This is a genomic window from Collimonas sp. OK412 (genome assembly GCF_900112135.1).
Lineage (GTDB): Bacteria > Pseudomonadota > Gammaproteobacteria > Burkholderiales > Burkholderiaceae_D > Collimonas > Collimonas rhizosphaerae.
The window spans coordinates 61,308-86,038 of the sequence record NZ_FOLC01000001.1 but is presented as its reverse complement, the minus strand read 5'-3'; the positions used below and the strand labels follow the sequence as shown (position 1 = coordinate 86,038).

25 protein-coding genes are annotated in these 24,731 nt (G+C 62.1%); 13 read left to right on the top strand and 12 right to left on the bottom strand.

What is annotated here, in order from left to right:
* Positions 1 to 47 precede the first annotated feature (47 nt).
* Positions 48 to 1,451 carry an ethanolamine ammonia-lyase subunit EutB gene (locus BM062_RS00360; RefSeq protein WP_092391960.1) on the top strand — a complete coding sequence of 468 codons (1,404 nt, stop codon included), beginning with the start codon at positions 48 to 50 and terminating at the stop codon, positions 1,449 to 1,451.
* Positions 1,452 to 1,460: 9 nt separating this feature from the next.
* Positions 1,461 to 2,267: an ethanolamine ammonia-lyase subunit EutC gene (eutC, locus tag BM062_RS00355; RefSeq protein ID WP_092391958.1), complete on the top strand. Its 807-nt coding sequence runs from the start codon at positions 1,461 to 1,463 to the stop codon at positions 2,265 to 2,267.
* A gap of 31 nt (positions 2,268 to 2,298) precedes the next feature.
* Here the strand turns inward: eutC and BM062_RS00350 are convergent, their stop codons facing one another.
* Both BM062_RS00350 and dkgB read right to left on the bottom strand, forming a co-directional pair.
* Positions 2,299 to 3,297: an aldo/keto reductase gene (locus tag BM062_RS00350; protein ID WP_092391956.1), complete on the bottom strand. Its 999-nt coding sequence runs from the start codon at positions 3,295 to 3,297 to the stop codon at positions 2,299 to 2,301.
* Between the two features lie 127 nt (positions 3,298 to 3,424).
* Complete coding sequence (gene dkgB, locus BM062_RS00345) at positions 3,425 to 4,234, bottom strand: 2,5-didehydrogluconate reductase DkgB (protein WP_092391954.1); 810 nt, start codon at positions 4,232 to 4,234, stop codon at positions 3,425 to 3,427.
* 435 nt (positions 4,235 to 4,669) lie between these two features.
* On the opposite strand from dkgB, the gene BM062_RS00340 reads away from it, so the two are divergent.
* The 5 genes from BM062_RS00340 to BM062_RS00320 all read left to right on the top strand — a co-directional run bounded on the left by BM062_RS00340 (position 4,670) and on the right by BM062_RS00320 (position 9,937).
* Positions 4,670 to 6,895 (top strand): TonB-dependent receptor, encoded by a 2,226-nt coding sequence (locus BM062_RS00340; protein WP_175500854.1) that lies wholly within the window; start codon positions 4,670 to 4,672, stop codon positions 6,893 to 6,895.
* A 12-nt stretch (positions 6,896 to 6,907) separates the two neighbouring features.
* On the top strand, positions 6,908 to 7,594 hold the full coding sequence (locus BM062_RS00335; protein WP_092391952.1) for a Fe2+-dependent dioxygenase: 687 nt from the start codon (positions 6,908 to 6,910) through the stop codon (positions 7,592 to 7,594).
* Positions 7,595 to 7,746: 152 nt separating this feature from the next.
* Positions 7,747 to 8,376, top strand: coding sequence for a 2OG-Fe(II) oxygenase (locus BM062_RS00330; protein WP_092391951.1), 630 nt, complete (start codon positions 7,747 to 7,749; stop codon positions 8,374 to 8,376).
* 176 nt (positions 8,377 to 8,552) lie between these two features.
* The gene (locus BM062_RS00325; RefSeq protein ID WP_092391949.1) at positions 8,553 to 9,323 is read left to right on the top strand and encodes a slipin family protein; all 771 of its coding nucleotides are present in this window, start codon (positions 8,553 to 8,555) and stop codon (positions 9,321 to 9,323) included.
* Between the two features lie 119 nt (positions 9,324 to 9,442).
* Positions 9,443 to 9,937 carry a DinB family protein gene (locus tag BM062_RS00320; RefSeq protein WP_092391947.1) on the top strand — a complete coding sequence of 165 codons (495 nt, stop codon included), beginning with the start codon at positions 9,443 to 9,445 and terminating at the stop codon, positions 9,935 to 9,937.
* A 21-nt stretch (positions 9,938 to 9,958) separates the two neighbouring features.
* On the opposite strand, the gene BM062_RS00315 is transcribed toward BM062_RS00320, so the two are convergent.
* The 3 genes from BM062_RS00315 to BM062_RS24885 all read right to left on the bottom strand — a co-directional run bounded on the left by BM062_RS00315 (position 9,959) and on the right by BM062_RS24885 (position 12,608).
* Positions 9,959 to 11,365 (bottom strand): HdeD family acid-resistance protein, encoded by a 1,407-nt coding sequence (locus BM062_RS00315; RefSeq protein WP_092391945.1) that lies wholly within the window; start codon positions 11,363 to 11,365, stop codon positions 9,959 to 9,961.
* 22 nt (positions 11,366 to 11,387) lie between these two features.
* Positions 11,388 to 12,269, bottom strand: a complete 882-nt coding sequence (locus BM062_RS00310; RefSeq protein WP_092391943.1) for an alpha/beta fold hydrolase — start codon at positions 12,267 to 12,269, stop codon at positions 11,388 to 11,390.
* A gap of 126 nt (positions 12,270 to 12,395) precedes the next feature.
* A complete protein-coding gene (locus BM062_RS24885; protein WP_139219954.1) occupies positions 12,396 to 12,608 on the bottom strand; it encodes a hypothetical protein in 213 nt (70 codons plus the stop codon).
* On the opposite strand from BM062_RS24885, the gene BM062_RS00305 reads away from it, so the two are divergent.
* Together BM062_RS00305 and BM062_RS00300 are read left to right on the top strand one after the other, a co-directional pair.
* Positions 12,607 to 14,331 carry a CocE/NonD family hydrolase gene (locus BM062_RS00305; RefSeq protein ID WP_092391942.1) on the top strand — a complete coding sequence of 575 codons (1,725 nt, stop codon included), beginning with the start codon at positions 12,607 to 12,609 and terminating at the stop codon, positions 14,329 to 14,331. The two genes, BM062_RS24885 and BM062_RS00305, sit on opposite strands and share 2 nt — an antisense overlap.
* Before the next feature lie 167 nt (positions 14,332 to 14,498).
* Positions 14,499 to 15,017: a spore coat protein U domain-containing protein gene (locus BM062_RS00300; protein WP_092391940.1), complete on the top strand. Its 519-nt coding sequence runs from the start codon at positions 14,499 to 14,501 to the stop codon at positions 15,015 to 15,017.
* 8 nt (positions 15,018 to 15,025) lie between these two features.
* Here BM062_RS00300 and BM062_RS00295 read toward each other — a convergent pair whose 3' ends face one another.
* The gene (locus BM062_RS00295) at positions 15,026 to 16,939 is read right to left on the bottom strand and encodes a sigma-54-dependent Fis family transcriptional regulator (RefSeq protein WP_175500832.1); all 1,914 of its coding nucleotides are present in this window, start codon (positions 16,937 to 16,939) and stop codon (positions 15,026 to 15,028) included.
* Between the two features lie 164 nt (positions 16,940 to 17,103).
* On the opposite strand from BM062_RS00295, the gene BM062_RS00290 reads away from it, so the two are divergent.
* Positions 17,104 to 17,538 carry a hypothetical protein gene (locus BM062_RS00290; protein WP_092391936.1) on the top strand — a complete coding sequence of 145 codons (435 nt, stop codon included), beginning with the start codon at positions 17,104 to 17,106 and terminating at the stop codon, positions 17,536 to 17,538.
* Positions 17,539 to 17,540: 2 nt separating this feature from the next.
* On the opposite strand, the gene BM062_RS00285 is transcribed toward BM062_RS00290, so the two are convergent.
* Together BM062_RS00285 and BM062_RS00280 are read right to left on the bottom strand one after the other, a co-directional pair.
* A complete protein-coding gene (locus BM062_RS00285; protein WP_092391934.1) occupies positions 17,541 to 18,911 on the bottom strand; it encodes an alpha/beta hydrolase family protein in 1,371 nt (456 codons plus the stop codon).
* Positions 18,912 to 19,024: 113 nt separating this feature from the next.
* On the bottom strand, positions 19,025 to 19,702 hold the full coding sequence (locus BM062_RS00280; RefSeq protein ID WP_092391932.1) for an FMN-dependent NADH-azoreductase: 678 nt from the start codon (positions 19,700 to 19,702) through the stop codon (positions 19,025 to 19,027).
* Between the two features lie 96 nt (positions 19,703 to 19,798).
* Between BM062_RS00280 and gcvA the strand changes: the two genes are divergently transcribed.
* From gcvA to BM062_RS00265, 3 genes are all read left to right on the top strand, one after another.
* Positions 19,799 to 20,725: a transcriptional regulator GcvA gene (gene gcvA, locus BM062_RS00275; protein WP_254784841.1), complete on the top strand. Its 927-nt coding sequence runs from the start codon at positions 19,799 to 19,801 to the stop codon at positions 20,723 to 20,725.
* 101 nt (positions 20,726 to 20,826) lie between these two features.
* Positions 20,827 to 21,432 carry a pyridoxamine 5'-phosphate oxidase family protein gene (locus tag BM062_RS00270; protein WP_092392677.1) on the top strand — a complete coding sequence of 202 codons (606 nt, stop codon included), beginning with the start codon at positions 20,827 to 20,829 and terminating at the stop codon, positions 21,430 to 21,432.
* A 7-nt stretch (positions 21,433 to 21,439) separates the two neighbouring features.
* The gene (locus BM062_RS00265; protein ID WP_254784840.1) at positions 21,440 to 21,958 is read left to right on the top strand and encodes a DUF1697 domain-containing protein; all 519 of its coding nucleotides are present in this window, start codon (positions 21,440 to 21,442) and stop codon (positions 21,956 to 21,958) included.
* Here the strand turns inward: BM062_RS00265 and BM062_RS00260 are convergent.
* The 4 genes from BM062_RS00260 to BM062_RS00245 are packed head-to-tail and all read right to left on the bottom strand — an operon-like array spanning position 21,955 to position 24,648.
* Positions 21,955 to 22,359, bottom strand: coding sequence for an SRPBCC family protein (locus BM062_RS00260; RefSeq protein ID WP_092391926.1), 405 nt, complete (start codon positions 22,357 to 22,359; stop codon positions 21,955 to 21,957). The two genes, BM062_RS00265 and BM062_RS00260, sit on opposite strands and share 4 nt — an antisense overlap.
* Positions 22,360 to 22,405: 46 nt before the next feature.
* Positions 22,406 to 22,798, bottom strand: a complete 393-nt coding sequence (locus BM062_RS00255; RefSeq protein WP_092391924.1) for a RidA family protein — start codon at positions 22,796 to 22,798, stop codon at positions 22,406 to 22,408.
* Between the two features lie 45 nt (positions 22,799 to 22,843).
* Complete coding sequence (locus BM062_RS00250; protein WP_092391922.1) at positions 22,844 to 24,004, bottom strand: DSD1 family PLP-dependent enzyme; 1,161 nt, start codon at positions 24,002 to 24,004, stop codon at positions 22,844 to 22,846.
* Positions 24,005 to 24,018: 14 nt separating this feature from the next.
* Positions 24,019 to 24,648 carry an HAD-IA family hydrolase gene (locus tag BM062_RS00245; protein WP_092391920.1) on the bottom strand — a complete coding sequence of 210 codons (630 nt, stop codon included), beginning with the start codon at positions 24,646 to 24,648 and terminating at the stop codon, positions 24,019 to 24,021.
* Positions 24,649 to 24,731: the final 83 nt, after the last annotated feature.

Here is a 24,731-nt window from a genome sequence, read left to right as displayed (position 1 = left end):
GGGCTGCGTAAAAAGCAGTGCGGCCATCTGCCTGGAGGACGCTGTCAGTGAATAACCGAACGCATCAGTTCAGCCATATCGTCGGGGCCAGGACCTATCTGTTCCGCGACCTGAAAGACTTGATGGCCAAGGCCACCCCGCCCCGCTCCGGCGATTACCTGGCAGGGCTGGCCGCCGGCAGCGCGGAGGAAAGGGTAGCGGCCCAGATGAAGCTGGCCGAGCTGCCGCTGTCGACCTTCCTGAACGACTTGCTGGTGCCGTATGAACAGGATGAAATCAGCCGCCTGATCATCGACCGCCATGACGCCGCCGCCTTTGCCGCCATCAGGCATTTGACGGTGGGCGATTTCCGCAACTGGCTGCTGAGCGACCAGGTCGACGACATCGTGCTGGCCGCGGCGGCGCCCGGCATCACCCCTGAAATGGCGGCCGCGGTATCCAAGATCATGCGTGTGCAAGACCTGATCCTGGTCGGGAAAAAATGCCGGGTGGTGACGCGCTTCCGCAACACCATCGGCCTGCCGCACAGCCTGTCGACCCGCCTGCAGCCGAACCATCCGACCGACGACGCCACCGGCATCGCCGCCAGCATCCTCGACGGCCTGCTGTACGGCAGCGGCGACGCGGTCATCGGCATCAATCCTGCTACCGACAATGTGCCGCAGGTAATCAAGATCGTCGGCATGCTCAACGACATCATCGACCGCTACCAGATACCTACCCAATCCTGCGTGCTGACCCACGTCACCAACACCATAGAGGCGATCAACCGCGGGGCCCCGGTGGACCTGGTGTTCCAGTCGATTGCCGGCACCGAAGCCGCCAACCAGAGTTTCGGCATCAGCCTCAAGCTGCTGGCCGAAGCGCATGATGCGGCGCTGTCGCTGCAGCGCGGCACCGTCGGCAACAACGTCATGTATTTCGAGACCGGCCAGGGCAGTGCGCTGTCGGCCAATGCCCATCACGGCGTCGACCAGCAGACCTGCGAAGCGCGCGCCTATGCCGTGGCGCGCGAGTTCAAGCCGCTGCTGGTCAATTCCGTGGTCGGCTTCATCGGCCCCGAATACCTGTACGACGGCAAGCAGATCATCCGCGCCGGCCTGGAAGACCATTTCTGCGCCAAGCTGCTCGGCCTGCCGATGGGCTGCGATGTCTGCTACACCAACCATGCCGAAGCCGACCAGAACGACATGGACATCCTGCTGACCTTGCTCGGCGCCGCCGGCTGCACCTTCGTCATGGGCATCCCGGGGTCGGACGACATCATGCTTAATTACCAGACCACCTCTTTCCATGACGCGCTCTATGCGCGGCGCGTGCTTGGGCTGAAACCGGCGCCGGAATTCGAGGCATGGCTGAAAACCATGAAAATCTTTACTGAAGACAGCCAGGTCAAACTGGGCGACGAACTGCCGCCGGCGTTCCAGCACGCCCTGCTGCGTTTGTCCTGAGGCATGCACATGAGCGATTCGAATCCTACTGTAGTAGACAATCCCTGGCAGGCCCTGCGGCAATTCACCGCGGCCCGGATCGCCCTGGGCCGCAGCGGCGTCAGCCTGCCCACTTCGGCGCAGCTGGAGTTCCAGCTGGCCCATGCGCGGGCGCGCGATGCCGTGCACCTGGCGCTCGATACCCAGGCGCTGAGGCAAGCCTTGAACAACAGCGGCGACATCTGCATTACCCTGTCCAGCGCCGCTGAAACGCGCGACATCTATCTGCAGCGCCCGGACCTGGGGCGCCGCCTCGACGCCGCCTCGCGCAGTGCGCTGACTGACCAGCCGCACAGCGCCTCGCGCCGTTACGACCTGGCCATCGTCATCGCCGACGGCCTGTCCGCACTGGCCATCGAACAAAACGCCCTGCCTTTCCTCAGCGCCCTCAAGCAAAGGCTGGAGCCGGAACACTGGACGCTGGCGCCGCTGGCCATCGTGCGCCAGGGACGGGTCGCCATCGGCGACGAGGTGGGCCAGCTGCTGGGTGCAAAAATGGTAGTGGTGCTGATCGGTGAACGGCCCGGCCTGAGTTCGCCGGACAGCATGGGCCTGTACCTGACCTGGGCGCCGCGCGTCGGCCTGACCGATGAAAGCCGCAATTGCATTTCCAACGTCAGGCCGGCCGGCTTGTCTTATGCGGAAGCGGCCTACAAGTTGCACTACCTGCTGGCGCAAGCGCGCCAGCGCCAATTGTCCGGCGTGCAATTGAAAGACGAAACCGCAAGCGAGCACGGCAAACTGCAACAGCCCGAACGCAATTTCCTGCTGGAATAGCGCCGGGCCGCCGGATCTTCCTGATTGAAAATCAGATGCCTGGCAGCGGCGCATTGGCTGCAACCAGCCCTTGCTCGCGCAGCGCCAGCCAGAATTCGGCAGGAACGGGCGCTGCCGCCAGCGCCAGGTTTTCCGCGATGCGTTCGGGACGGCTGGCGCCAGGAATCACCGCCGCCACCGCCGGATGGGCTAGCGAGAATTGCAGGGCCGCGGCCTTGATGTCGACCTTGTATTGCGCGGCGATAGCCTGCAGATGCTGGACTCGCTTGATCATTTCCGGCGTCGCCTTTTGATACTCAAAGTGCTCGCCGCCGGCCAGGATGCCGGAGTTGTACGGTCCGCCGACGACAATCCCGGCCCCGCGCTGTGTGCAGGCAGGCATCAGCTGCTCCAGCGCATGCTGGTGGTCAAGCAAGGTATAGCGGCCGGCCAGCAGGAAACCGTCGGGATCGGCCTGCTGCAAGGTCAGCATGCAAGGTTCAACCTTGTTCACGCCCAGGCCCCAGCCCCTGATCACGCCTTCTTCGCGCAAACGCGTCAGCGCCTTGGCCGCGCCGTTCATGGCGATGCCAAATACTTCAAGCCAGTTCTCGCCATGGAAATCCTGGGCGATGTCGTGGATCCACACATAGTCGATGCGGTCGGTGCGCAAGCGCTTCAGGCTGTCTTCGATGGAGCGCAGGGTGCCGTCGGCGCTGTAATCGTAGACCACCTTGTTTGGCAAGCCGTGCACGAACAGGCCGCCCTTCTCGCCCATGTCGCGCGAGCCGGTGTCTTCGATTTCATCCAGGATCAGGCGGCCGACCTTGGTGCTCAGCGCATATTCCTCACGCGGACGAACAGCCAGCGCCTCGCCCAGGCGCAGTTCGGCCAGGCCGGCGCCGTAAAAAGGCGCAGCGTCGAAATAACGGATGCCGTTCTGCCACGCCGCTTCTACCGTATCCAGCGCTTCCTGCGCCGGGATATCGCGGAACATGTTGCCTAAAGGAGCGGTGCCGAATCCGACTTTGCCGGGTAAATTGATACGCATGATATTTCCTTCGTAGATTAAACAGTTGCGGCTTTGGCGGCCTGCTTCGCCGCCAGCTGATCGATCAAGCCATTGCGCCGGCACTGAAACCGCCGGCGCCCAATGCAGACAGGGCAGATGACATGATTCAATCCCAGGCAGGAGCCAGGCCTTCCGGATTGGCCAGGCGTTCGTTGCGTTCCAGCGTGGCGATCTGCGCCATGTCGTCCGCCGACAGCACGATGCCTTGCAGCTTCAGGTTGTGTTCCAGGTTGGCGCGCTTGGTCGACGACGGGATCACGGCAAAACCCTGCTGCAAAGCCCAGGCCAGCGCGATCTGCGCCGGATTGACCCGGTGCCGCTCGGCGATGCGGACAATCACCGGTTCCTGCATCACCTTGCCATACGCCAGCGGCATGTAAGCCGTGACATGGATGCCCTGGCTGCGGGCAAATTCCGCCACCTTGCGGTTTTGCAGGAACGGATGGATCTCGACCTGCTGGGTCGCGATCTCGGCGGCGCCGACGGCTGCAATGGCCTGCGCCAGCTGGGCATTGGTGAAATTGGAAACGCCGGTCAGCCTGGTCAGGCCCGCCGCCTTGGCTTCGGCCAGGGCCGCCATGTAGTCCGCGACCGGGATCGCATCCTTCGGCGACGGCCAGTGGATCAAGGTCAGGTCCAGCTGCTTCAGGCGCAGCTTGCGCAGGCTTTCCTTCAGGCTCGGGATCAGCTTGCCGGGCGCCAGGTTGTCGATCCAGATCTTGGTGGTGACGAACAGTTCGTCGCGGGCGATGCCGCTGGCGGCGATCGCCTGGCCGACTTCGGCCTCGTTGCCGTAGATCTGCGCGGTATCGATATGGCGATAACCGACTTCGATGCCGGTGCGGACCGAGTCGATCACCACCTGGCCTTGCAGACGGAAAGTGCCGAGGCCGATGTTGGGGATGCTGGTAGTCATGGAATTCCTTTGAAAGAGACAGTGCGAGTCGGCTGGTATGACGCGGGCATAACGGCCGACATTTACGCCGGTTAGCGAAAGACGTACTGTGCACGCATTTTTTATTGTGAAAAATACATATATGCTCAAATGATATTTGATCTCACATCAATAATTGGCGCCTTGATATATCCCTTAAAAGAACAATGGAAGAGCCGGAAAACTGTTGCTATAAAGTGCTTCTTACAATTCCCGACTATTAATTTACGTTAGGACTCATTTATAATTGCGTCGCCAATTAACTCTAAATAAGAATCGATTACATAATCACTCTCATTTGCAGTACCTGATTTGTAATATTTGCAATACCTGAAAGCCAGCAAAACGGGGATAGCCGTATTAGCCAGCCAAAATTTCTGCTTCTTTCCTGAAGCCAAACCTTTGATAACTAAAACAATGATCCGCCTTAACCCGATTGCCGCTGCCCTGGTCGCAGTGTTCGCCGCTCCCCTGCCCTTGTACGCACAACAAACCCCCGCCCCGAAATCAGAGACCAGCTTGCAGGAAGTGGTGGTAGCAGGCAGCCGCGGCGATTTCAACGCCAACGCGACTTCCCTCACGAAATTGGCGGCCGACCTGCATGACGTGCCGCAATCGGTGGTAGTGGTGAACAAGGCGCTGATGCAGTCGCAAGGCGCGACTTCGCTGGCCGACGCCCTGCGCAACGTGGCCGGCATCACCCTGGGCGGCGCCGAAGGCGGCCAGATCGGCAACAATATCAACCTGAACGGCTTTTCCGCGCGCACCGACATCTACCTGGACGGCTTCCGCGATCGCGGCCAGTATTATCGCGACACTTTCGCCATCGACCAGGTCGAAGTGCTGATGGGCCCGTCGTCGATGCTGTTCGGCCGCGGCTCCACCGGCGGCGTGATCAACCAGGTGACAAAAAAAGCCAATCTGCACGCCTCCACTGAAGTCTCGGCGGCGGCCACCACCAACGGCCTGGTCCGCACCACCGCTGACTACAACCATCCGCTGTCGGATACGTCGGCGCTCCGCCTGTCTGCAATGGCGCAAAACGGCAAGGCCACCACGCGCGACCAGACCGATGTCCAGGATTTCGGCCTGGCCGGTTCTTACGTGTTCGGCATCGGCACCCCGACCGAAATCACCCTGTCGGCCCTGGTCCAGCACAACCACGACATGCCCGACTACGGCCTGCCGCCGCTCAACGGCCATCCGGCGCCGGTCGACCGCAATACCGCCTACGGCCTCAACAGCGACCATACCAACCAGGACGTGGCGTCGCTGAACGCCACCGTGCGCCACAAGATCACGCCCGACATCGTGCTGCGCAACCAGACGCAATTCAATTACGTACGCACCAGCGCGGTCGAAACCGCGCCGAACACCATCGGCACGGTTTCCGCCGCCGGCTTTACGGCGCTGACGCCGTCGGCAGTCAGCGCGCTGCCCCTGAGCAGCCTGTATGTCCGCAGCCAGAGCCATGACCGCGACATTCGCGACTATTCGATTTTCAACCAGACCGAACTGTCGGCCAAACTCAGCACCGGCAGCATCAAGCATGAGCTGCTGGCCGGCTTCGAGCTCGGCCATGACGGCTACGACAACCAGGGCTACTACCGCAACGGCAGCTGCAACGGCAAGGCCTTGAATCCGACCTCGACGGTCGCCGGTTATAACGACTGCGTGCCGCTGGTCAATCCAGGCTACAGCACAGCCGGCAGCAGTGTCGCCAGCCAGGCAGGCAACCGCGCCGGCGGCTCCGCCAATACCATCGCCGCCTATCTCAACGACACCGTGACGCTCAACGACCAGTTCAAGCTGGTCGGCGGCCTGCGCTTCGACCGCTACATCGCCAGCATCACCAATTCGCTGAACGTGACCAATGCCCCGGCTGCCGCCAAGAACACCACCCTCGCCTCGGCCCAGCAGACCGTCAACTTCACCAGCGTGCGCCTGGGCGGCATCTGGCAGCCAAGCGCAGAGCAATCGTACTACCTGTCCTACGGCACCTCGTTCAACCCGTCGCTGGAACAGCTGACCGGCACCAGCGGCCAGCAAAACCTCGACCCGGAAAAGAACCGCTCCTACGAACTGGGCGGCAAATGGGACCTGGCCAACGGCAGGCTGTCGCTCAACTCGGCCATCTTCCAGATCAAGAAGGAAAACGCGCGCAGCCAGATCAGCACCGGCGTGTATGAGCTGGACGGCACGGTCAGGGTCAACGGCGCCCGTGCCGGCGCGGTCGGCAACATCACCAAGGACTGGCAAGTCGCGCTCGGCTATACCTACCTGAACGCCAAGGTGATCCAGTCTTCCGCGCTCGACGGCACGCTGGGCAAGATCCCGGTCAACACGCCGAAGAATACGCTGACCACCTGGTCTACCTACAAGGTCGCGCCGCACTGGGAAATCGGCGGCGGCGCCACTTACATGTCGGAACGCTACGCCAACCCCACCAACACCGTGCAGGTCGGCGGCTATACGCGCTGGGACGCAACGGTGGCGTATACGCAACCGAAATACGACATCCGCCTGAATCTGTTCAACCTGGCCAACAAGATGTATTACGATGCGCTGATCCAGTCCGACGGCGGCCGTTCGGTGCCAGGCAGCGGCCGCACCGCCATGCTGTCGCTCAACTATCGCATGTAAGAGAAGAAGCCTATGCTGATCGCCATTCCCAAGGTACTCGACGCCCGCCAGCTGGACGCGGTGCGCCAGCTGCTGGACCAGGCCGGCGCGGCATGGATCGATGGCCGCGTCACGGCCGGCTACCAGGGAGCGGCGGTCAAGTTCAACCAGCAGATCGACGAACGTTCCGAAGTGGCGCTGCAATGCCAGCAGATCATCCTGGAGGCATTGGAGCGCCACCCGCGCTTTATCAGCGCGGCGCTGCCGAATACTGTTTACCCGCCGATGTTCAACCGCTACGGCGAGGGCATGGCCTTCGGCGCCCACGTCGACGGCAGCGTGCGGATCCATCCGCATGACGGCCGCAAGCTGCGCACCGATATCTCCGCCACCCTGTTCCTGTCGGACCCGGCGTCGTATGACGGCGGCGAGCTGCAGATTGAAGACAGCTACGGCATGCACTCGGTCAAACTGGCGGCCGGCGACATGGTGGTTTATCCGGCCACCAGCCTGCATCAGGTCACCCCGATCACGCGCGGCGTGCGCAGCGCCTGTTTCTTCTGGGTGCAAAGCCTGGTGCGCGACGATGCCCAGCGCAGCCTGCTGTTCGACATGGACAACGCCATCCAGAAACTGAACCAGACCAACGCCGACGAACAGGCGCGCCGCACCTTGATCGGCTGCTACCACAACCTGATGCGGCAATGGAGCGAGACCTGAGGACCGGTCTCCGCGGCGCCCGCCGCGGTGTTATGATGGATCGGTTAGCCCCGCAATCCGCTGGTCTGGATTCGTTTGGCGGCATCGTTGAAACAGCGCTCCTGGAATATTGACGATCTGCAGTTAAAGCATGTTTCCCAAGAGTGGTAGCGATGCAGTCCCCTGCCTTCCCCGAGCACTCCAACGCGGCGCTGCCGCCGCACATGGCCGATGGCCTGGCCGAACACGGCTGGTCGCAGCACAATGTTTTCCTGTCGCCCGAGCTGACGCTGGAACTGGCCGCGGAATGCCGCGTGCTGGCGGACAGCGGCGCATTGAATCCGGCCGGCATAGGCAAAGGCGCGGCGCAATTGCTGCGCGCGGACATCCGCGGCGATCGCATCCTCTGGCTGCAAGCGGGACAGTCGCCGGCGTGCGACCGCTACCTGCAGATCATGGAAAACTTGCGCATGACGTTAAACCGCGAGCTCTACCTGGGGCTGGACGAATATGAAAGCCATTTCGCGTTTTACGCGCCGGGCGCCGGCTACCAGGCCCACCTGGACCGCTTTCGCGACGACGATTGCCGCACCGTATCGGTGGTCATTTACCTGAACCAGGACTGGCTGCCGGAACAAGGCGGCGCCCTGCGCCTGCATCCGCTGGGGAAATGCACCGAAGACATTGCACCGCTGGGCAGCCGCCTGGTGCTGTTCCTGTCGGCCGACATGCTGCATGAGGTATTGCCCGCGACGCGCGACCGCATGTCGCTTGCCGGCTGGTTCAGGCGGCGCCCGGCCTGATGCCGGTTTGTTATGAAATGAGAAAGCCCGGTCCATGGCGGCTACCGGCGATTCATGAGCGTGGAGATGTTTAAGTGGCGTGCGGTGACCTATACTGAAAGCATGGCCTGTCGGCGCGGCCCCGCAGTGACGCGGCAGCCGGCGCAGGCCATCCTCGACAAGGAAGGAGGCACAAAATGCCCTGGAATTTCGCCTGGTTCGGACTAGCCGCAATCATCTTCGTCCTGCTCATCCTGCTCAACGCGGCAATTTACATTTTCCGGGAATACGAACGTTGCGTAGTGTTCACCCTCGGACGCTTTTCCGGCGTCAGGGGCCCGGGACTGGTGCTGCTGGTTCCTGCGATCCAGCAACTGGTCAGGGTCGACCTGCGCACCGTCGTGCTGGAGGTGCCGACACAAGACGTCATCTCGCGCGACAACGTCTCGGTGCGGGTAAACGCCGTGGTGTATTTCCGCGTCGTCGATCCAAAAAAGGCCATCGTCGAAGTCGCCAACTTTTTCAACGCCACCAGCCAGCTGTCGCAAACCATGCTGCGCTCGGTGCTGGGCAAACATCAGCTGGACGACATGCTGGCCGAGCGCGAAAAACTGAATCTCGCCATCCAGCAGGCGCTTGACGCGCAAACCGACTCGTGGGGCATCAAGGTATCCAATGTCGAAATCAAGCAGGTCGACCTGACCGAATCGATGATACGCGCCATCGCCCGCCAGGCCGAAGCAGAACGCGAACGGCGCGCCAAGGTGATCCACGCCGAGGGTGAGCTGCAAGCTTCCGAGAAACTCTACCAGGCGGCCCACGTCCTGGCGCAAGAGCCGCAGGCAATCCTGTTGCGCTACCTGGAAACGCTGACGGTGATCGGCGCCGACAAGAACACCACGGTGGTATTCCCGCTGCCGATGGACCTGCTGTCGTCGTTCCTGGGCGACAAAAGAAAGACCCCGTAGCCGGGACCGGCCATGCGGGCCGTGCGGCGGCATGGCAAAAAAGGGCGGCGCCGCAACGCATTTTTGGCGCTGCCATATAATTGCCTGTCCGAAAACCCATGCCTCCCGGCACGCCAGCAATGCACCCTATCACGATCGCCGCCCTCGCCGCTTTTCCGCCGCAGCTGGAAGCGCACTACGCCGCCATTCCCGCCGAGTTCCGGCACTGGGCGCCAGCGTCCTGGGAAGGCGTGCCAAGCGAACCGTTCACCGCCATCGAACAGATCTGCCATGTGCGCGACATCGAAATCGACGGCTATCACTTGCGCTTCCGGCGCACCCTGGATGAAGCCAATCCGCTGCTGGCGTCGATCGACAGCAACATCCTTGCCAAGGAACGCAATTACGCCGCCGCCGATCCGGCTGAAGTTTTCATGTCGTTCCGCGCGGCGCGCGCCAAGACGGTCGAACTGCTGTCCGGCCTGGATCAGGAACAGTTCAGGCGCAGCGCCGAATTCGAAGGGTACGGCCGGTTGACGCTGCGCAGCCTGGCGCACTACCTGTGCAGCCACGACCAGCAGCACCTGGCCGGCCTGCAGTGGCTGCTAGGCAAGATAGAGGCAAGCCGGCTGTAGGCAGTAAACCGCGCCAGGCTTTCAGGGATAGGGGTTTTCTTGATTGCCCGGCATTGGCCTCCTGGCCTTTGCCTGCTCCTGGCGCCATGTCCGGCGCGAACGCGACATGGTCCGCACTGCCAGGCGCGCCATCTTCAGCCAGCCGAACGGCCTCGGGTCCGCCAGCATGCTCATGGCGCGCGCATAGTCCAGGGTCAGCCCCGGCGTCCACGCCATGGTTTTGGCGCGCTTGCGGATCTGCGCGGCGACCCACAATTCCGGCGTCAGGAACAACCGTACAAAAGCGCCCCAGCCGTTGCCGCCGCGGATCCTGCCGGCCGCGCCTTCAAGCGCCGCTTCCAGCGCACGCGCTACCGAACTCGAGCAATTGCGGTAGGTCAGGTTATAGGTGCTGTCCTGCCTGTAGCTTTCCCAAAAAGCCGCCAGCCGCTGCGCGCTATAGTTCCTGATCCTGACCTTGACGGTGGATTCGCACCATGCGCGCGATTCGGTCGGATAGTCCGGCTGGAACAGTCCCGGCACATCGTTGTCATGCGTCGCCCGCAGCAGGCGCCCGAATTCATCCGGAGACCTGTCGATTTCAACGCCGGGATAGAGGCTGATGTAGACGCCTTCGGGCGTCTCAAGCGCCGCATGGCCGGTTGAAATGACACCTTCCGAATCAACCGCGGCAATATAACGGTCGATGATCGGCAGCCGCTGCGCCGGCGCCCTTGACGAACCGACCGGCGTCCAGACATGGACGGTCAAGGCTTTTTCGCCGGCAGCGGGCGGCCCGTCCCATTCCCGCGCGGCGTTCTCGGCGGCCTCTCCCGCATACTGCTGGGCCGAGCCGGTCTCCGCCCTCTGCAGCACCGACTCGACCGTCGCCTTGGCCGACAAGCGGCGCACCCGGTACGCCAGCAGCAGCATCTGCCAGCCGCCGAACGCCAGGCCCAGCCCGATGCAGTAAGGCACGGTGCCTACGTAGTGGGTCGGATAAGGCTGGTAGAAAAAAATCGCGATGCCGCACTCGACGATGCCGCCGGCGAACGCCAGCCGCCAGCGCGGATAACGCACCACCGCCGCCGAGATCGATTGCAGCAATCCGTCCGCCAGGAACAGCGTGCCGAAAATCATCGACAGGATGAAATTGCCGTGATGGTGCCCCGCCAGGATCAGCAGCGCGGCGACGATAAACGCCGCGCCTTTGATGTTGCGCAAGATGCGCTGCCCGGCGACCCCGGTCCACGCCACCGCCAACGTCGCGATTCCTTCGGCCAGCAAGAAATAGGCGAAAAAACTGATCGGGAAATACAGTGCATTATCCAGGGCGTCGACAAAAATCACGACCCCGGCGACCGCCCATATCCAGCCGATGATCCGCAATCCGCGCCAGCGGTCGCGCAAGTAATCGACACCCAACAGCAGCAGCACCAGACGCAGCATAAGGCAGCCTTTCAAAAAATGATCAGGGCAGCGCCAATATAGCACCGGCAAAATCCTGCGCAGCTTCTTGCGGCAAGTTGTGTCCGGCAACCGGGATCACCCGGCGCTGGTACGGTCCGCTGAAAAACCTGCCATGCCCTTCCGAACCGCCGATCGGGCTGACGCCGTCGCCGCCGCCGTCCAGCGCGATGGCCGGCACGCTGATCCGCGGCTGCGCGGCCAGCAATGATTCGGTGTCCTCGTACGCAGGATCGCCTGGCGCCAGCCCAAACCGGTGGCGATAGGAATGGATGACGACATCGACAAAATCGGGATTATCGAAAGAGGCGGCGCTGCGCCGGTAGGTCTCTTCGTCAAAGCGCCAGTTCGGCGACCAAAGGCGCCACAGCAGTTTGCAAAATGCGTAGCGGTCTTGCGCCAGCCCGGCCCTGCCGCGCTCGCCATGGAAATAATACTGGTACCAGTAGCGCCATTCGTTTTCCGGCGCCTGCGGCGCTGCCGATGCGGCGATATCCTGAATGTTGTAACCGCCCGCCGACACCAGGCCGCGCACGCGCGCCGGCCACAGCGCGGCAACGATGCAGGCGGCACGGCCGCCCCAGTCGTAGCCGGCCAGCACCGCATCGGGGATCGCCAGCGCATCCATCAGCGATAACAGATCGTGGGCGAGCGCGGCCTGCTGGCCGGAGCGCGGCGTATCGGGCGACAGGAAGCGGGTCGGGCCGTAGCCACGCAAATACGGCACGATGACGCGACAGCCGGCCGCTGCCAGCAATGCACTCACTTCATCGTAAGCGTGGATATCGTATGGAAAGCCATGCATCAGGAAAACCGCGCGGCCGCCGGCATCGCCGCTCTCCTCGTAGGTAACATTAAGAACGCCCGCATCAACCCGTTTTAACATCGCCGTCCTCCGATTCTCTTTCGCTATCGCCAGTGCACATTGATCATTAGTCGCTATCTTCTAATCTTTTCGTTGATGCTGCAACGCGATGCGTGGGTTAATAAAAGACAGAAAAAGAACGATCGTTCACTTATGCATTAACGCACTTTCCACTGCCTCAAACGCCTTGGGAAAACGGCTCGCAAGATAACGATCATTCGCTTTCCGCGCTTTCCCGAAGCAAGCAGTCTTGACTACCGCTGCAATCATCATCCAGCAGTTCCTTGCTTCAAACCTTGCCAGTCCCCCGCCTTGTTTTGGCACAAAACATTCAACCATAAATTCAGGAGAACGTCGCATGCGCATCTCGTCTCTGCTTACCCTGTCCGGAATCATCCTGACGCTAGGGCTGGCTTCCTCCGCCGCCAATGCCGAACTGTGCCGCAGCGCCAGTGCGGCGGAAGCGGCCGGCTACACCACTCCCATGCAATCGCCGGGGATCGTCTCGCCCGTCGACGGCACCTGCTGGATCCCCGCCATGACCATCACCAGTTTCGACGGCACCAAACTGGCGGCCAACCTGTTCCTGCCGAAACGCAGCAGCAGCGACCAGAAATTTCCCGCGATCGTCATGATCGCCAGCTGGGCGGCGCCCGGCCGCGTCGAATATATCGGCCAGCAGCAGAAGCTGGCGCAAGACGGTTATGTCGTGGCTAGCTATACCGCGCGCGGCTTCTACCTGTCCGAAGGCCAGGTCGACGTCGCCGCGCCGGAAGATGCGCGCGATGTCTCGTCGGTGCTCGACTGGCTGCAAGCGAATGCGCCTATCGATATCAACAATGTCGCCGCCAGCGGCATTTCCTACGGCGCCGGACTGTCGCTGATCGCGCTCGGGCAAGATCCGCGCTTCAAGACCGCGGTTGCGCTATCCGGCTGGGCCACCCTGGCGGATCAGCTGTACACGTCCGGTTCGCCCAACCTGACCTGGGCCACAGTACTCGGCCTGGCCGGCAGCGTCACCGGCCGCCCTGCGCCCGAGGTGAACCAGAACATACTGGCCCTGCTTGATCCCAATACCAGCGCCGCCAGGATTGCCGAAATCACCGCCTGGGCAAAACCGCGCTCGCCATCCACTTATGTCGCCGCCATCAACAAGCGCAACGCGCCTGTGTTCCTCAGCAAGAACTTCCAGGACGACATGTTCACGCCGAACTCTTCGCTGGCGATGTTCGCTGCGCTGACCGGGCCCAAGAAGATACTGCTCAATGCCGGCATCCACGCTTCGGCAGAACTGACCGGCGCCCTGCTGGGCGCTCCCAACTATCCTTACGACCAGGCTCACCGCTGGTTCAACCGCTGGCTGAAAGGCGAGAAAAACGGTGTCGATACCGAACCGCAGGTTTCCATGCAGATCAAGTTCAGCGACCGCCGCGAATCGTTTGCCACCTGGCCCGCTCCTGAACTGAGCAACAAGACTTATTACCTGGCGCCGCGCGGCGCAGTCCGTTTCGATCTCAGCTGCTTCTGCGGCAAAGGCGACAAAGGCTACATCTCTGCCACGCCAAACCAGAACGCCGGCTCCGACCTGATCCAGAACCTGTTCGACACTACCGCCAGCAGCGGCCTGATCCCGATCCTCTCCACCTTGGGCGAAACCGTCAACCTGCCGGTGATCAATTCACTGCTCACGGTCAGCCTCGCTGCCGGCGTCCGCTACGAAGCGCCGGCGCTCAGCGCCACGCAGAAAATCCGCGGCATCCCGAAGCTGAATTTGCGCGCCACGCCGTCGCAGGCGCGCGCCCAGGTGGTGGCTTACCTGTATGACGTGGATGCGATCGGCACCGGGATCCTGATCACTCATGGCGCCACTACCCTGCACTGGGCAACGCCCGGCCAGACCGTGGATTTCCCGATCGAGTTCTCGGCTACCGCCTATGACGTGCCGGCCGGCCATCACATCGGCGTGGTGCTGGATACCGCCGACAGCCTGTACGCTTCGCCGGTGAACCTGGGCGAACGGTTTGGCGTGCGCTTTGAATTCAGCCCTAGCCAGCAATCGACGCTGGTTTTACCAACGCTGTAATGCCTTGATGACAACTTGCACGGCCTTGCCGTGCAAGTTGCAGATGGCTGGAATCGGCAAATAAATATTTCCATAAAGAAATTTATGTGCTATAGATACAGCTAGCAAACGCAGGTCAAGCGTGGTCCGTCCCGGATAACCAGGCAGTGGCAATCGGGAGATTCGTCATGAAAAATACTACTCAGGGTTTGATCTTGCTTGTCGCATCGGCATGCAGCGCAGCCAGCGCTTTTGCCGCGACAGCCACCGCGACCATGACCAACACGGTCACCGTCGCCAGCAACTGCAGCATCGCCACCCTCGGCTTTACCACCACCTACGATCCGATCGTGACCAACGCCACGACCAACCAGGACGTGACCGCCAGCGTCACCACCACCTGCACTCCCGGCGCCGCGCCCGTCATTACGCTGGGGCAAGGCGCCAACGCCAATACCGGCTCCACCGACGCCGCACCGTTGCGGCGGGTATCCAGCGGCGGCGGCACGCCGACCTATCTCAATTATTCGCTGTTCTCGGATTCCGGACGCACCACGACCTGGGGCAACACCGCAGCCACCGCGCCGGCAGCCGTGAGCGCCACAGGCACGGCGACGCCGCTGACGATATACGCCCGCGTGCCGTCGGGACAAACCGGTGTCGCCACGACATATACCGACACCGTCGTCGCCACTGTCACCTTCTAACTCACCTTCTAACGCAAGTTCAATTTGCGATACACGGTATTGCGCGAAACTCCCAGCGCCTTGGCGGTAGCGGAGACGTTGCCGCCGCTGGCGGCAAAGGCTTTCCTGACTGCGGCCTGCGCCAGGTCTTCCAGGCTGCCGGCGCCGCTATCCGGGGCCACGGCAACCGCGACCGGCGGCTGAGGCTGCACATCCTCCAGGAAGTCGTCGGGCAGGTGCTCCAGCCGGATCAGTCCGCCATCCTCGGCCATGACTACCGCGGTCCGCAGCAGGTTGCTCAGCTGGCGGAAATTCCCCGGCCAGCTGTGCCTGCGAAACAGGTCCATGATGTCGGGCGCGACGCTGCAGCTGCGGCCCTCGCTGCCGGCTTCCGCCAGCAGCCGGTCGACGATGACATCGAGATCGCTGCGTTCGCGCAAGGCCGGCAGCTTGACCACCAGGCCGTTCAAACGATAATAGAGGTCTTCACGAAACAGATTGGCCGCGATCAATTCGCGCAGGTTGCGGTTGGTGGCGCAAATCACCGCGAGGTTGACCGGGATCGCCTTGGTGCTGCCCAGCGGCGTCACCACCCGCTCCTGCAACACGCGCAACAAGCGCGCTTGCAGGCCGAGCGGCATGTCGCCGATCTCATCCAGGAACAGCGTACCGCCGTTGGCTTGCAACAGCTTGCCCTTCCCGCCCTTTTTGCGGGCGCCGGTAAACGCCCCTTCTTCGTAACCGAACAGTTCTGATTCGATCAGCGTTTCCGGAATCGAAGCACAGTTGACGGCGACGAAAGCATTGTCCTTGCGCGGCGAGTCGTTATGGATCGCCTGCGCCAGCAATTCCTTGCCGGTGCCGGTCTCGCCGGTAATCAGGACCGGGATGTCGCGCCCCGCCACCTTCTCGAGCTTGCCGATCAGGGTCGCCATGTGCGGATCGCCGGTATTCAGGTAACGCAAGCTGGACAGGCGGCGCGGCGCCGTTTTCGGCGCAGCAGCCGCCGGCAGGGGCGGCTGTTCGCTGTAATGCTGGAACACGCTGTTGGCCAGCCTCAATTCAGCGCGGGCATAGACCTTGACGCCGCTGTGCAGGCACAGGCTGAGCAGGCCCGGAGCGGCAGCACGGTAGTGGTCGAACAAGGTCGACAGCGGCAAGCCGAACAGCGAGCTGAAGGTATGCGACTGCAACGCCGCCTGCGACAAACCCAGCTGGAACAAGGCGCTGCGGTTGGCCGACAGGAAACGGCCGCCGGGGGTGAAGCAGGCGATGCCTTCCACCAGCGTGCCGATGAATTCGGGCCGGCTATGGAAATGCAGCGTGACGGCATTCTCGAATGCCGCCGTAAACAACTGGTTCTCGATCATCTGCGCCGACATGCGCACCAGCGCCATGGTGTGCTTGTGATAGCTGCCGCGGTCGCCGCTGACATCCAGCACGCCGAGGATATTGCCCTGGTAGTCGAAAATCGGCGCTGCCGAACAGGTCAGGAAATGATTGGCTGAAAGATAATGGGCGTCGGCATGCACCGTGGTCGGCGCGCCCTCCGCGATGGCGGTGCCGATCGCATTGGTGCCCTTGCTTTGCTCGGACCAGGCCACGCCCGGATTCAGGGCCACGCGATTGGCCTTGACCAGGAAATCGTCGTCGCCGAGCGCGTGCACGATCACGCCGTTGGCGTCGGTCAGGATCACCATGTTATGGGTGTTGACGATCTGCTCGTACAAAGTTTCCATGACCGGCAAGGCATGCGTATGCAAGACCCTGTTCTGCTCCAGCAGCAGCGACAGGGAGCTGCGGTCCAGCGGCATGATGTCCGGCTTGTCGTGCTGCCCCAGGCCGTAGGCGCTCGATCTTTGGTGCGATTTTTCAATCACCGCGGGATCGCAGGAAAATTGCTCCGCCGACCTGTTCGACCTGTTGTATGAGATATCACGCATTTTGTCTCCTTCGGGCCGGTTTTGCGAACCTCTCTCTGCGGACGCTGCAGCGCCTCTCAACCAAATTTGCTATCCGTCAGTCTACCGGTGATTCGCACCTGATGTCACTGTTCTGACGCTAGCCAGGGCCTTAGGTTCAGCCGCATTTGGTGTATCCTCCTCGGATGAACAGCGAAACCGACATCCAACTCAGCGGGCCATTCAGCGTCACCGACGCTGCCGGGCGTACTCATAACATTAAAGCAATCCGCATCTTCGACGAAGGTTACGGCATCATCGACGTCTATGTCGATTTCGCCGCAGCGGTCGGCAAGGACCGGCTGTACGAAGACAAGGTGCTGATCGCCCAGGTCCTGGCCCAGTTGCGCCGCAGCGGCTATGCCGGCCCGGATTTCGGCCACGGCGACCTTGGTTTGCAAGATGACAAGCTGATTGTGCTGGAAGCGCCGGAAGAATTCAATGACTTCGCGGCAAGCAAGGGCTGGAAAAACCTCGCCGACGAATTTGCCGACGAGCAGGACGCCGAGGCCGACGACACCCCGGCACAAGCCGCATCAAGCTCGAAACTTGATGCCCTCAAGAACAAGTTCAAGGCCTGACCTCAGCGGAAATCCTGCGCCCCGAGCATTTTGTCCCGGGCGTCAGGCGCCGGCGGCTGGCCCTTCATCCAGCCGGCCATCAGGCTGTTGTATCCCGCAGCATAACCGCCATATTTGCGGCTGCCGTCAGGCTTGGCCGTAAAGGTCCTTATACCGTGGTCGGAACCGGGAAAGACAGCGATATCGATCGCTTTGCGGCTAACCCTGAAACGCTCCAGGCGCGCAATCGACGGCGCACTCGGCGCTACCGAGTCATCTTGCGCAAATATCCATAACTGTGGAATCGCAAGACGCTGCAAGGCCGCCTCCGAATCGTAATGCCAGATCACGCCGGGACTTTCACCGCGCGCCCTTTCCACTTCGCCGCGCAGCAGCTCGCCCGTGTACTGGCCGTCAACCTTGTCCAGCCACGGCTCGCTTGCGTATTTGCCTTTGGCTTGCTGCAGCTGCGGCAGGCCGGCGCGGAAATTCGACGCCGCTACCGTGCCGGCCAGCGCCGTCAGCGAACGCGCCTTGCCGACCACATCCTCGCCGTAACCGAGGTTACGCAGCTGATAGTCGACCTGCCACTGGTCCTGCTCTATCGGCGTGCCTATGACACCGTAACCCACCACCATGAAATCGACCGGCGCCTTGGTCGCCGCAAGCGGCGCCACCCAGCCGCCCTGGCTGAACCCGGCCACGCCGACGCGGCCGACGCGCCCTGCGCTGAGCCGGCGCGCCTCGACCACGGCAGCTGCAACATCATCCGCAAGCTTCACGAAATCCTGGGTATAGGCGCCTTCCGACTGCCCGGTGCCGCGCTTGTCGAACACGAATGCGGCGATACCCTGGCTCGCCATCAGGAAAGCGCGATTGCTTGCATCTACCGCCGCGGTCGATTCGGAACCGTGCACCAGCACGAACAGCGGCGGCTTGTCCACAGGCGTCAGAGGCTCGATCAATTCGCCATTCAGCCTGAGGACACCGGATATGAACCGGGTGCGGGTAATGCGCAACGGCAGGCGCGACCATTGCTGCTCCGGACCACCCTCGAACTGGAAAACGACAGGCTTATCCTGGCACCCGGCGTAACGCAAGTGGCCCGCTAGCCTGGACCGGTCGTTGGCATCTGCTGCCGCGCTCATGGCATTTTCCGCATCGGTCTCGAAGGTGCCGATACGGCCATCGAAGCTGCTGGCCAGCAGGGTGGCCGGAAATCCGGGCCGCTGCGTCAGCGTCACGATCTCGCCGGCGGGCGAGCGGTAGGCCCCGGTGAGACAGGCCGGGGCCGCCTCTTGCCCGTCTTGAGCCAGGGCTGTTGTTGCAGATGACGCAAACAGAAGCAGGGAATACAGGATGGCGGCACTCACCTGCGCTTTCGACAATTGCATGGATTTCCTTTATTTTTTTTGGCAAGGCATAAATCCTTGCGCCCGCAATTATTATGCAGCAATCATGTTCGCCATCACAACGCAGTCGAGGGCGCCTGCCGGCAATCCGCAACCTAAGCTATCTCGCTTGCCATCCGCCTGACCAGGCTGGCAATCTCCTCCTCCGCCGCGGCAATGGACGCCGCGAGGCGTTCGTCGCCGAACTCATCGTATTCGACCGCGATGCTGTGCAGCTCACCAATGCCGATGTACGCCAAGGCGCTGCGGATGCTGGGCTCGACATGGTTCATGGCGGCGATCCTCTGCCCCGCCCCGTAACCGTGGTCGCCCCTGGACGACAGCACCACCGCGCGCTTGCCGGCGTCCTTCAGCATCGGCCAGTAAGGCTCGCCCTGGCGCTGGCGATCAAAGCCGAAGGTGCGGCCCACCCTGACGATATTGTCGATCCAGGACTTGAATTGCGCCGGCACGTTGAAGTTATACATGGGCACGCCTAGCACCAGGATATCGGCCGCCAGGATTTCATCGACCAGCGTATCGCTTTCCGCCAGCGCCTTGTGCATCCAGTCTTCGCGCGACGAAGGCGCGGTAAAGGCGGCGTGTATCCATGCACTGCTCACCGGCGACGGCGGATTGAGGCCGACATCGCGTACGCGGACCAGGTCGCCTGGCCGCTGCTGCAGCCACTGCTGGATGAAACGATGCGTCAGCCTGCGCGTATGGGAGCCGTGCGGCTGCAGGCCGGATTGTCCTTCGCGCGCGCTGGCGTCCAGGTGTAGCAAGGTAGTCATTTCAGTTATCCTTGTGAATTAAATTCATGCATCAGCTTTCCGGATAAACTGTAATCCCCATATATTTTTTGGACAAACGACAAGTTTTGCCTGTTCATGGAAAATAAAACTCATCCATTGGATAACCAGGCCGCACGCCGCCTGCCTCCGCTCGCCGCGCTGAAAGCGTTCGAGGCCGCGGCGCGCCACCTGAGCATCAAGTCTGCGGCGGCAGAACTGTCCGTCACGCCGACTGCGGTGAGCCACCAGATCAGGCGCCTCGAAGACAGCCTCGGTGTCGCCGTGTTCCAGCGCCTGCCCCGGCAATTGCGCCTGACGTCTGCCGGATCGGAACTGTATGTGGCGCTGCGCGACGGCTTCGACCTGTTTGCCGCAGCCATCGGCCGCATCCGGCCGCGCGATGCAGCGCGCCTGCTCACCATCACCACTACGCCGGCGTTTGCAGCACGCTGGCTGCTGCCCAGGCTAGGCGCGTTCAGGAACGCGCATCCGGAACAGGACCTGCGGCTCCACACTTCAGTGGAAATCGCGCCGCTGGACGGCCATACCGCGGATATCGCGATACGCTACGGCCTCGGTTCCTGGCCGGGACTGGTGGCGGAAAAATTGTTCGATGACCGCATCGCGCCGGTTTGCAGTCCTTTGCTGAAAGTGAAGAAACCCAAGGACCTGCTCAAGCACACCTTGATCCATAACGAATGGCAGGCTTCGCTGCGTAATGCCTCGACCTGGCGCGCCTGGGCAAAGCGCGCCAAATTCAGCAGCCTGGACAGCCAAGGCGGCATCGTGTTCTCGGACGAAAGCCATGCCATCTCGGCGGCGATCGCCGGACAAGGCGTGGCCCTGCTGAGCACGGCATTGATCGAGCCGGAATTGCAAAGCGGCTTGCTGGTGCAGCCGTTCGGTCCGGTGCTCAGCAACTATGCCTTCTACCTGGTGTATCCGGAAGCCAGGCGTACCGAGGTACAAGACGCTTGCGCCTGGATCGGCGCGCAGGCAGACGCCTCGACCCTGCTGTTCTGACGATTGCGGCGACGCGGCTGCTATCCATGGACGCCATTGGGGCCTGCGAAGGCGATGGTTTCCCGGTAAAATCGGCGTCAAACCAACGTCCGGGAACAGATATGCTTACCACCGTCGAGCAGCTCGAGGAAATCTACGGCAAACCGCATGAGCGGTCCTTGTGGAAAGAAATCGATCATCTGAACGAGGACTACCGGTCCTTCGTCAAAGCCTCGCCATTTGTAGTGTTTTCCTCTCACGGTCCGGGAGGAATGGATTGCTCGCCCAAGGGAGATGCGCCGGGCTTCGTCAAGATCCTCGACGACCGTACGCTGGCGATCCCCGACCGTCCCGGCAACAACCGTATCGACACCCTGCGCAACTTGATCGCCGATCCACGCATCGCCCTGCTGTTCATCGTGCCCGGCATCGGTGAAACCCTGCGCGTCAACGGCCGCGCCGAGATTTCAGCGGAGCCGGCCCTGCTCCAGCAATTCGCGATAGATGGCAAGTTGCCGCGCACTGTCATCACCGTCAAGATAGAAGCGACCTACTTCCATTGTTCAAAAGCGCTGGTGCGCTCGAAACTGTGGGACCCCGCGCAGCAAATTGAACGCACCAGCTTCCCCAGCCCTGGCGCCATGCTGAAACGCCTGAGCAGCGGTGGTTTCGATGCCGATGCTTACGACCGCGAACTGCCGGCGCGGGTCAAAGCCACCCTCTATTGACGGGAGCATGAGAATGACGGTTTATGCGGCGCTTCTGCGCGCGGTGAATGTCGGCGGCAACAGCGTCTTGCCGATGAAAGAACTGGCCGCGCTGTGCAGCGGACTGGGCTTCGGCAATGTCCGCACCTACATCCAGAGCGGCAACGTAGTCTTCGACAGTACGCTAGGCAAGGACGCCGTCGGCCAGGAACTGGCGCAGGCGCTGGCAAAAAAGATGGGCAAACCGGTCGATGTCTTGCTGCGCACAACGGCAGAGCTGCACGCCATCTTGAAAGCCAATCCTTTCCCGGATGCGGAGCCGTCGAAAGTCGCCGTGGTTTTTTGCAGTTCAAGCCTGCCCAAGGGCTGGCTTGAGCTATTGCTGATTCCCGGCGCAGAACAAGTCCGGCCGGGGAAAAAAGAAATCTATATCCACTATCCCGAAGGCATGGGCAGATCGAAGCTGAAGCTGCCCGCATCGACCGGCATCGCTACCGTCCGCAACATCAATACGGTAAGCAAGCTGCTAGCCCTGGCCGCCGGCTAAGCTTCTGCGATATTCTTCAGCGCGCCCAGCACATCGGGAAAGTCCGCGGTCACCATCGGCCCGAAATCCGCCGCGGCCGGCCCGGTGATTTCCGTGCTGTAGATGACCTTGCAGCCGCCCGACGCCAGCGGCACGATCTTGTGGTGCACCAGCACGCGGGTGCCGTCTATGATCGTTTCGTCGGTAAAACCCTGGTTCTCCTTGACGTCGATCAAGGTAGTGGTAAACACGTCTTCACCGGGTGGCTGCATCGTGAATGTCGTGCCATTCGCAAATGCGCCATGGATCTGGATGTTGTCGATTCCCTGGTTCCACTTCTTCCAGCCTTCCACGTCTGCAAACAGCTGCCAGATCCGCGCCGGCGTGGCGCTGGTTTCAATGCTCTCTTCATGAGTCCACATGGTTTTTCCTTGTTGTCTAAGGAGGCATCAATTGCGAAACGCTAATTTAGCATGCCTGAACCCCGCCGGGAACGAAAGCAACCAGCTGCAGCTCGACCGCATAGCCGTGATGCAGGGCCGGCACCGGCACCACGGCGCGCGCCGGCTTGTGCGCGCCCAGGTAGCTGGCGTAGATCTCGTTGAACAACCCCCAGTTTTCAACCCCGACCAGATACGCCGTCGCCTGGACTACATCGCCAAAGCCGCAGCCTGCGGCTCGCAGGACTTCCTGGCACTGGCTGAACACTGCTTCACACTGCTGCCGGAAATCGTGGGTGGCGGGATCGATCGTATCGGATGCCGGCAGCATGCCTGACAAAAAGATAAAACCGCTCTGCTCGACTGCTTGCGAATAGTGGCCGCGCGGCGCCGGCACGGCTGGGGCATGGATGATTTTCATGGTCGATTTGTGTTGTAGAGGTACGTGATGGGACAAGAACCGTTGCTACCAGCCGCGGAATCGTTCCCAGACATCCAGGATATCCGCGGCATCCCGGCTGACGACATGGTAGCGGGAATGCTGCGCGCCGGTTGCGCAGGCGTGGTTCGGCACGATGCGCAGCATGGTGCCGATGGGCAGGTCCGGTGTTTGCGCAGGATCGCCGGAGCGGTGCGCGATCACGCCGTGTTCCTGGTTGGCGTCCACCATCAGCACATCGGGCAGCAGTGCCCCGCCGAGATCGCAGACCAGGCCATAACCCTGGTCCACCGCCTGCCTGCTGGTGCCGCGGTCGCGCGACATGGCCATCCAGCCGGCGTCGGTGATGATCCAGCCTTTTTCCTTCTGGTGCCCGATCACCGTGGTGAGCACGGATAGCGCGATGTCCTGCTGGCGGCAAACGCCGAGGCCGGCCATGACCAGGTCGCCGAACACAAACACGCCCGCGCGCACTTCGCTGACGCCATCCAGGTTGCCGGCAAACATGGCGGTCGGGGTCGAACCGATGCTGACCGCAGGACAGGCGATGCCGGCCGCGCGCAAGCGTTCTGCGCAGCCGACGGCTGCATCGCGCTCCTGCTGCGCCATCTGCCTGATGGCAGGTATCGAGCGGCAGTTGTAGGAATTGCCGGCATGGGTAATGACGCCGGCCAGGTGCTGGCCGCCAGCGGCCAGGCAACGTCCGATATCCAGCAGTTCCGGCGCATCGGGCACCACGCCCGAGCGGTGGCCGTCGGAGTCGATCTCGATCATCACGTCGAAGCGCGTATTTTCCCGGCGCGCCCTGTCGCACAGGGCCTGGGCCATTTCCAGGCTGTCCAGCACGACCGTCAACTTTATTCCCTGCTGCCGCAGCCTGGTCACATGATCGAATTTTCCCGGCACAATGCCGACCGCATACAGGATATCCGTGAAGCCATTGGCTGCGAAATATTCCGCTTCCTTGAGGGTCGACACCGTGATCGGCCCGCTGGCCTGGCCTAGCGTGGCGCGCGTTACCTGGATCGATTTGCTGGTCTTGACGTGCGGCCTGAACGCCACGTCGAAACGGGCCAGGCTGGCGCGCATGCGGGCGATGTTCTGCTCCATGCGGTCCTGGTCGAGCACCAGCGCCGGGGTTTCAAGATCGCTCAGGCGGCGCGGCAGGTTTATTGTGGCGTCATTCATGTCATTTCCCCGATTTATTTGATATCGACAAACTCAAGCAGGTCTGTTATCCGCGCCGACTCTGCCAGCGGCGCCGGCGCGCCGGCCGGCGCGGCCAGGCCGATACGGTTATGCCAGAAGGTATCGAGGCCGACTTGCGCCGTGCCGAACATGTCATAGGCTGAGCCGGCGACAAACAGCACGCGCTCTGCCGGCAGGCCCAGTTTCTCCAGCGCCAGCCGATACGGCCGCGGGTCAGGCTTGTAAAACCCGGCCTGCTCCGACGTCACGACCACCTCGAACGGAACGCCGACCCTGTCGGCCGCCAGCCGGCCAAGCCTGGCGGAGCAATTGGTCACCACGCCCAGCCGATAATCCTGCCGCAGGCGGACCAGTGTCGCGGCGGCATCCGGCCAAGGCTGGAGATCGAGCCAGTTCTGTTCTAGCTGCTGCGCCAGGTCCGCCGTCAGCCCGACGTTCTGCGCAGCCTGCGCCACCAGCTCTTCATACGGCTGGTAAGCGCCGCAGCCGTAGGTCAGCCGCAGGTATTCGGCACGCCAGGCGCGCCCCGCCTGTTCCGATCCGGCGGCACGGTCCCAGACCGACCAGGAATCCAGCAATGCGGTCAGCAGGTCAAACAAGATTGCCTGATATTTTTTCGCCATGTCAGCCTCGATCCAGTTGGTATGGCGAAATTATCGATCGTATTTTCAAGACTGTGGTTAAATGAAATACATGGCTAACTTAA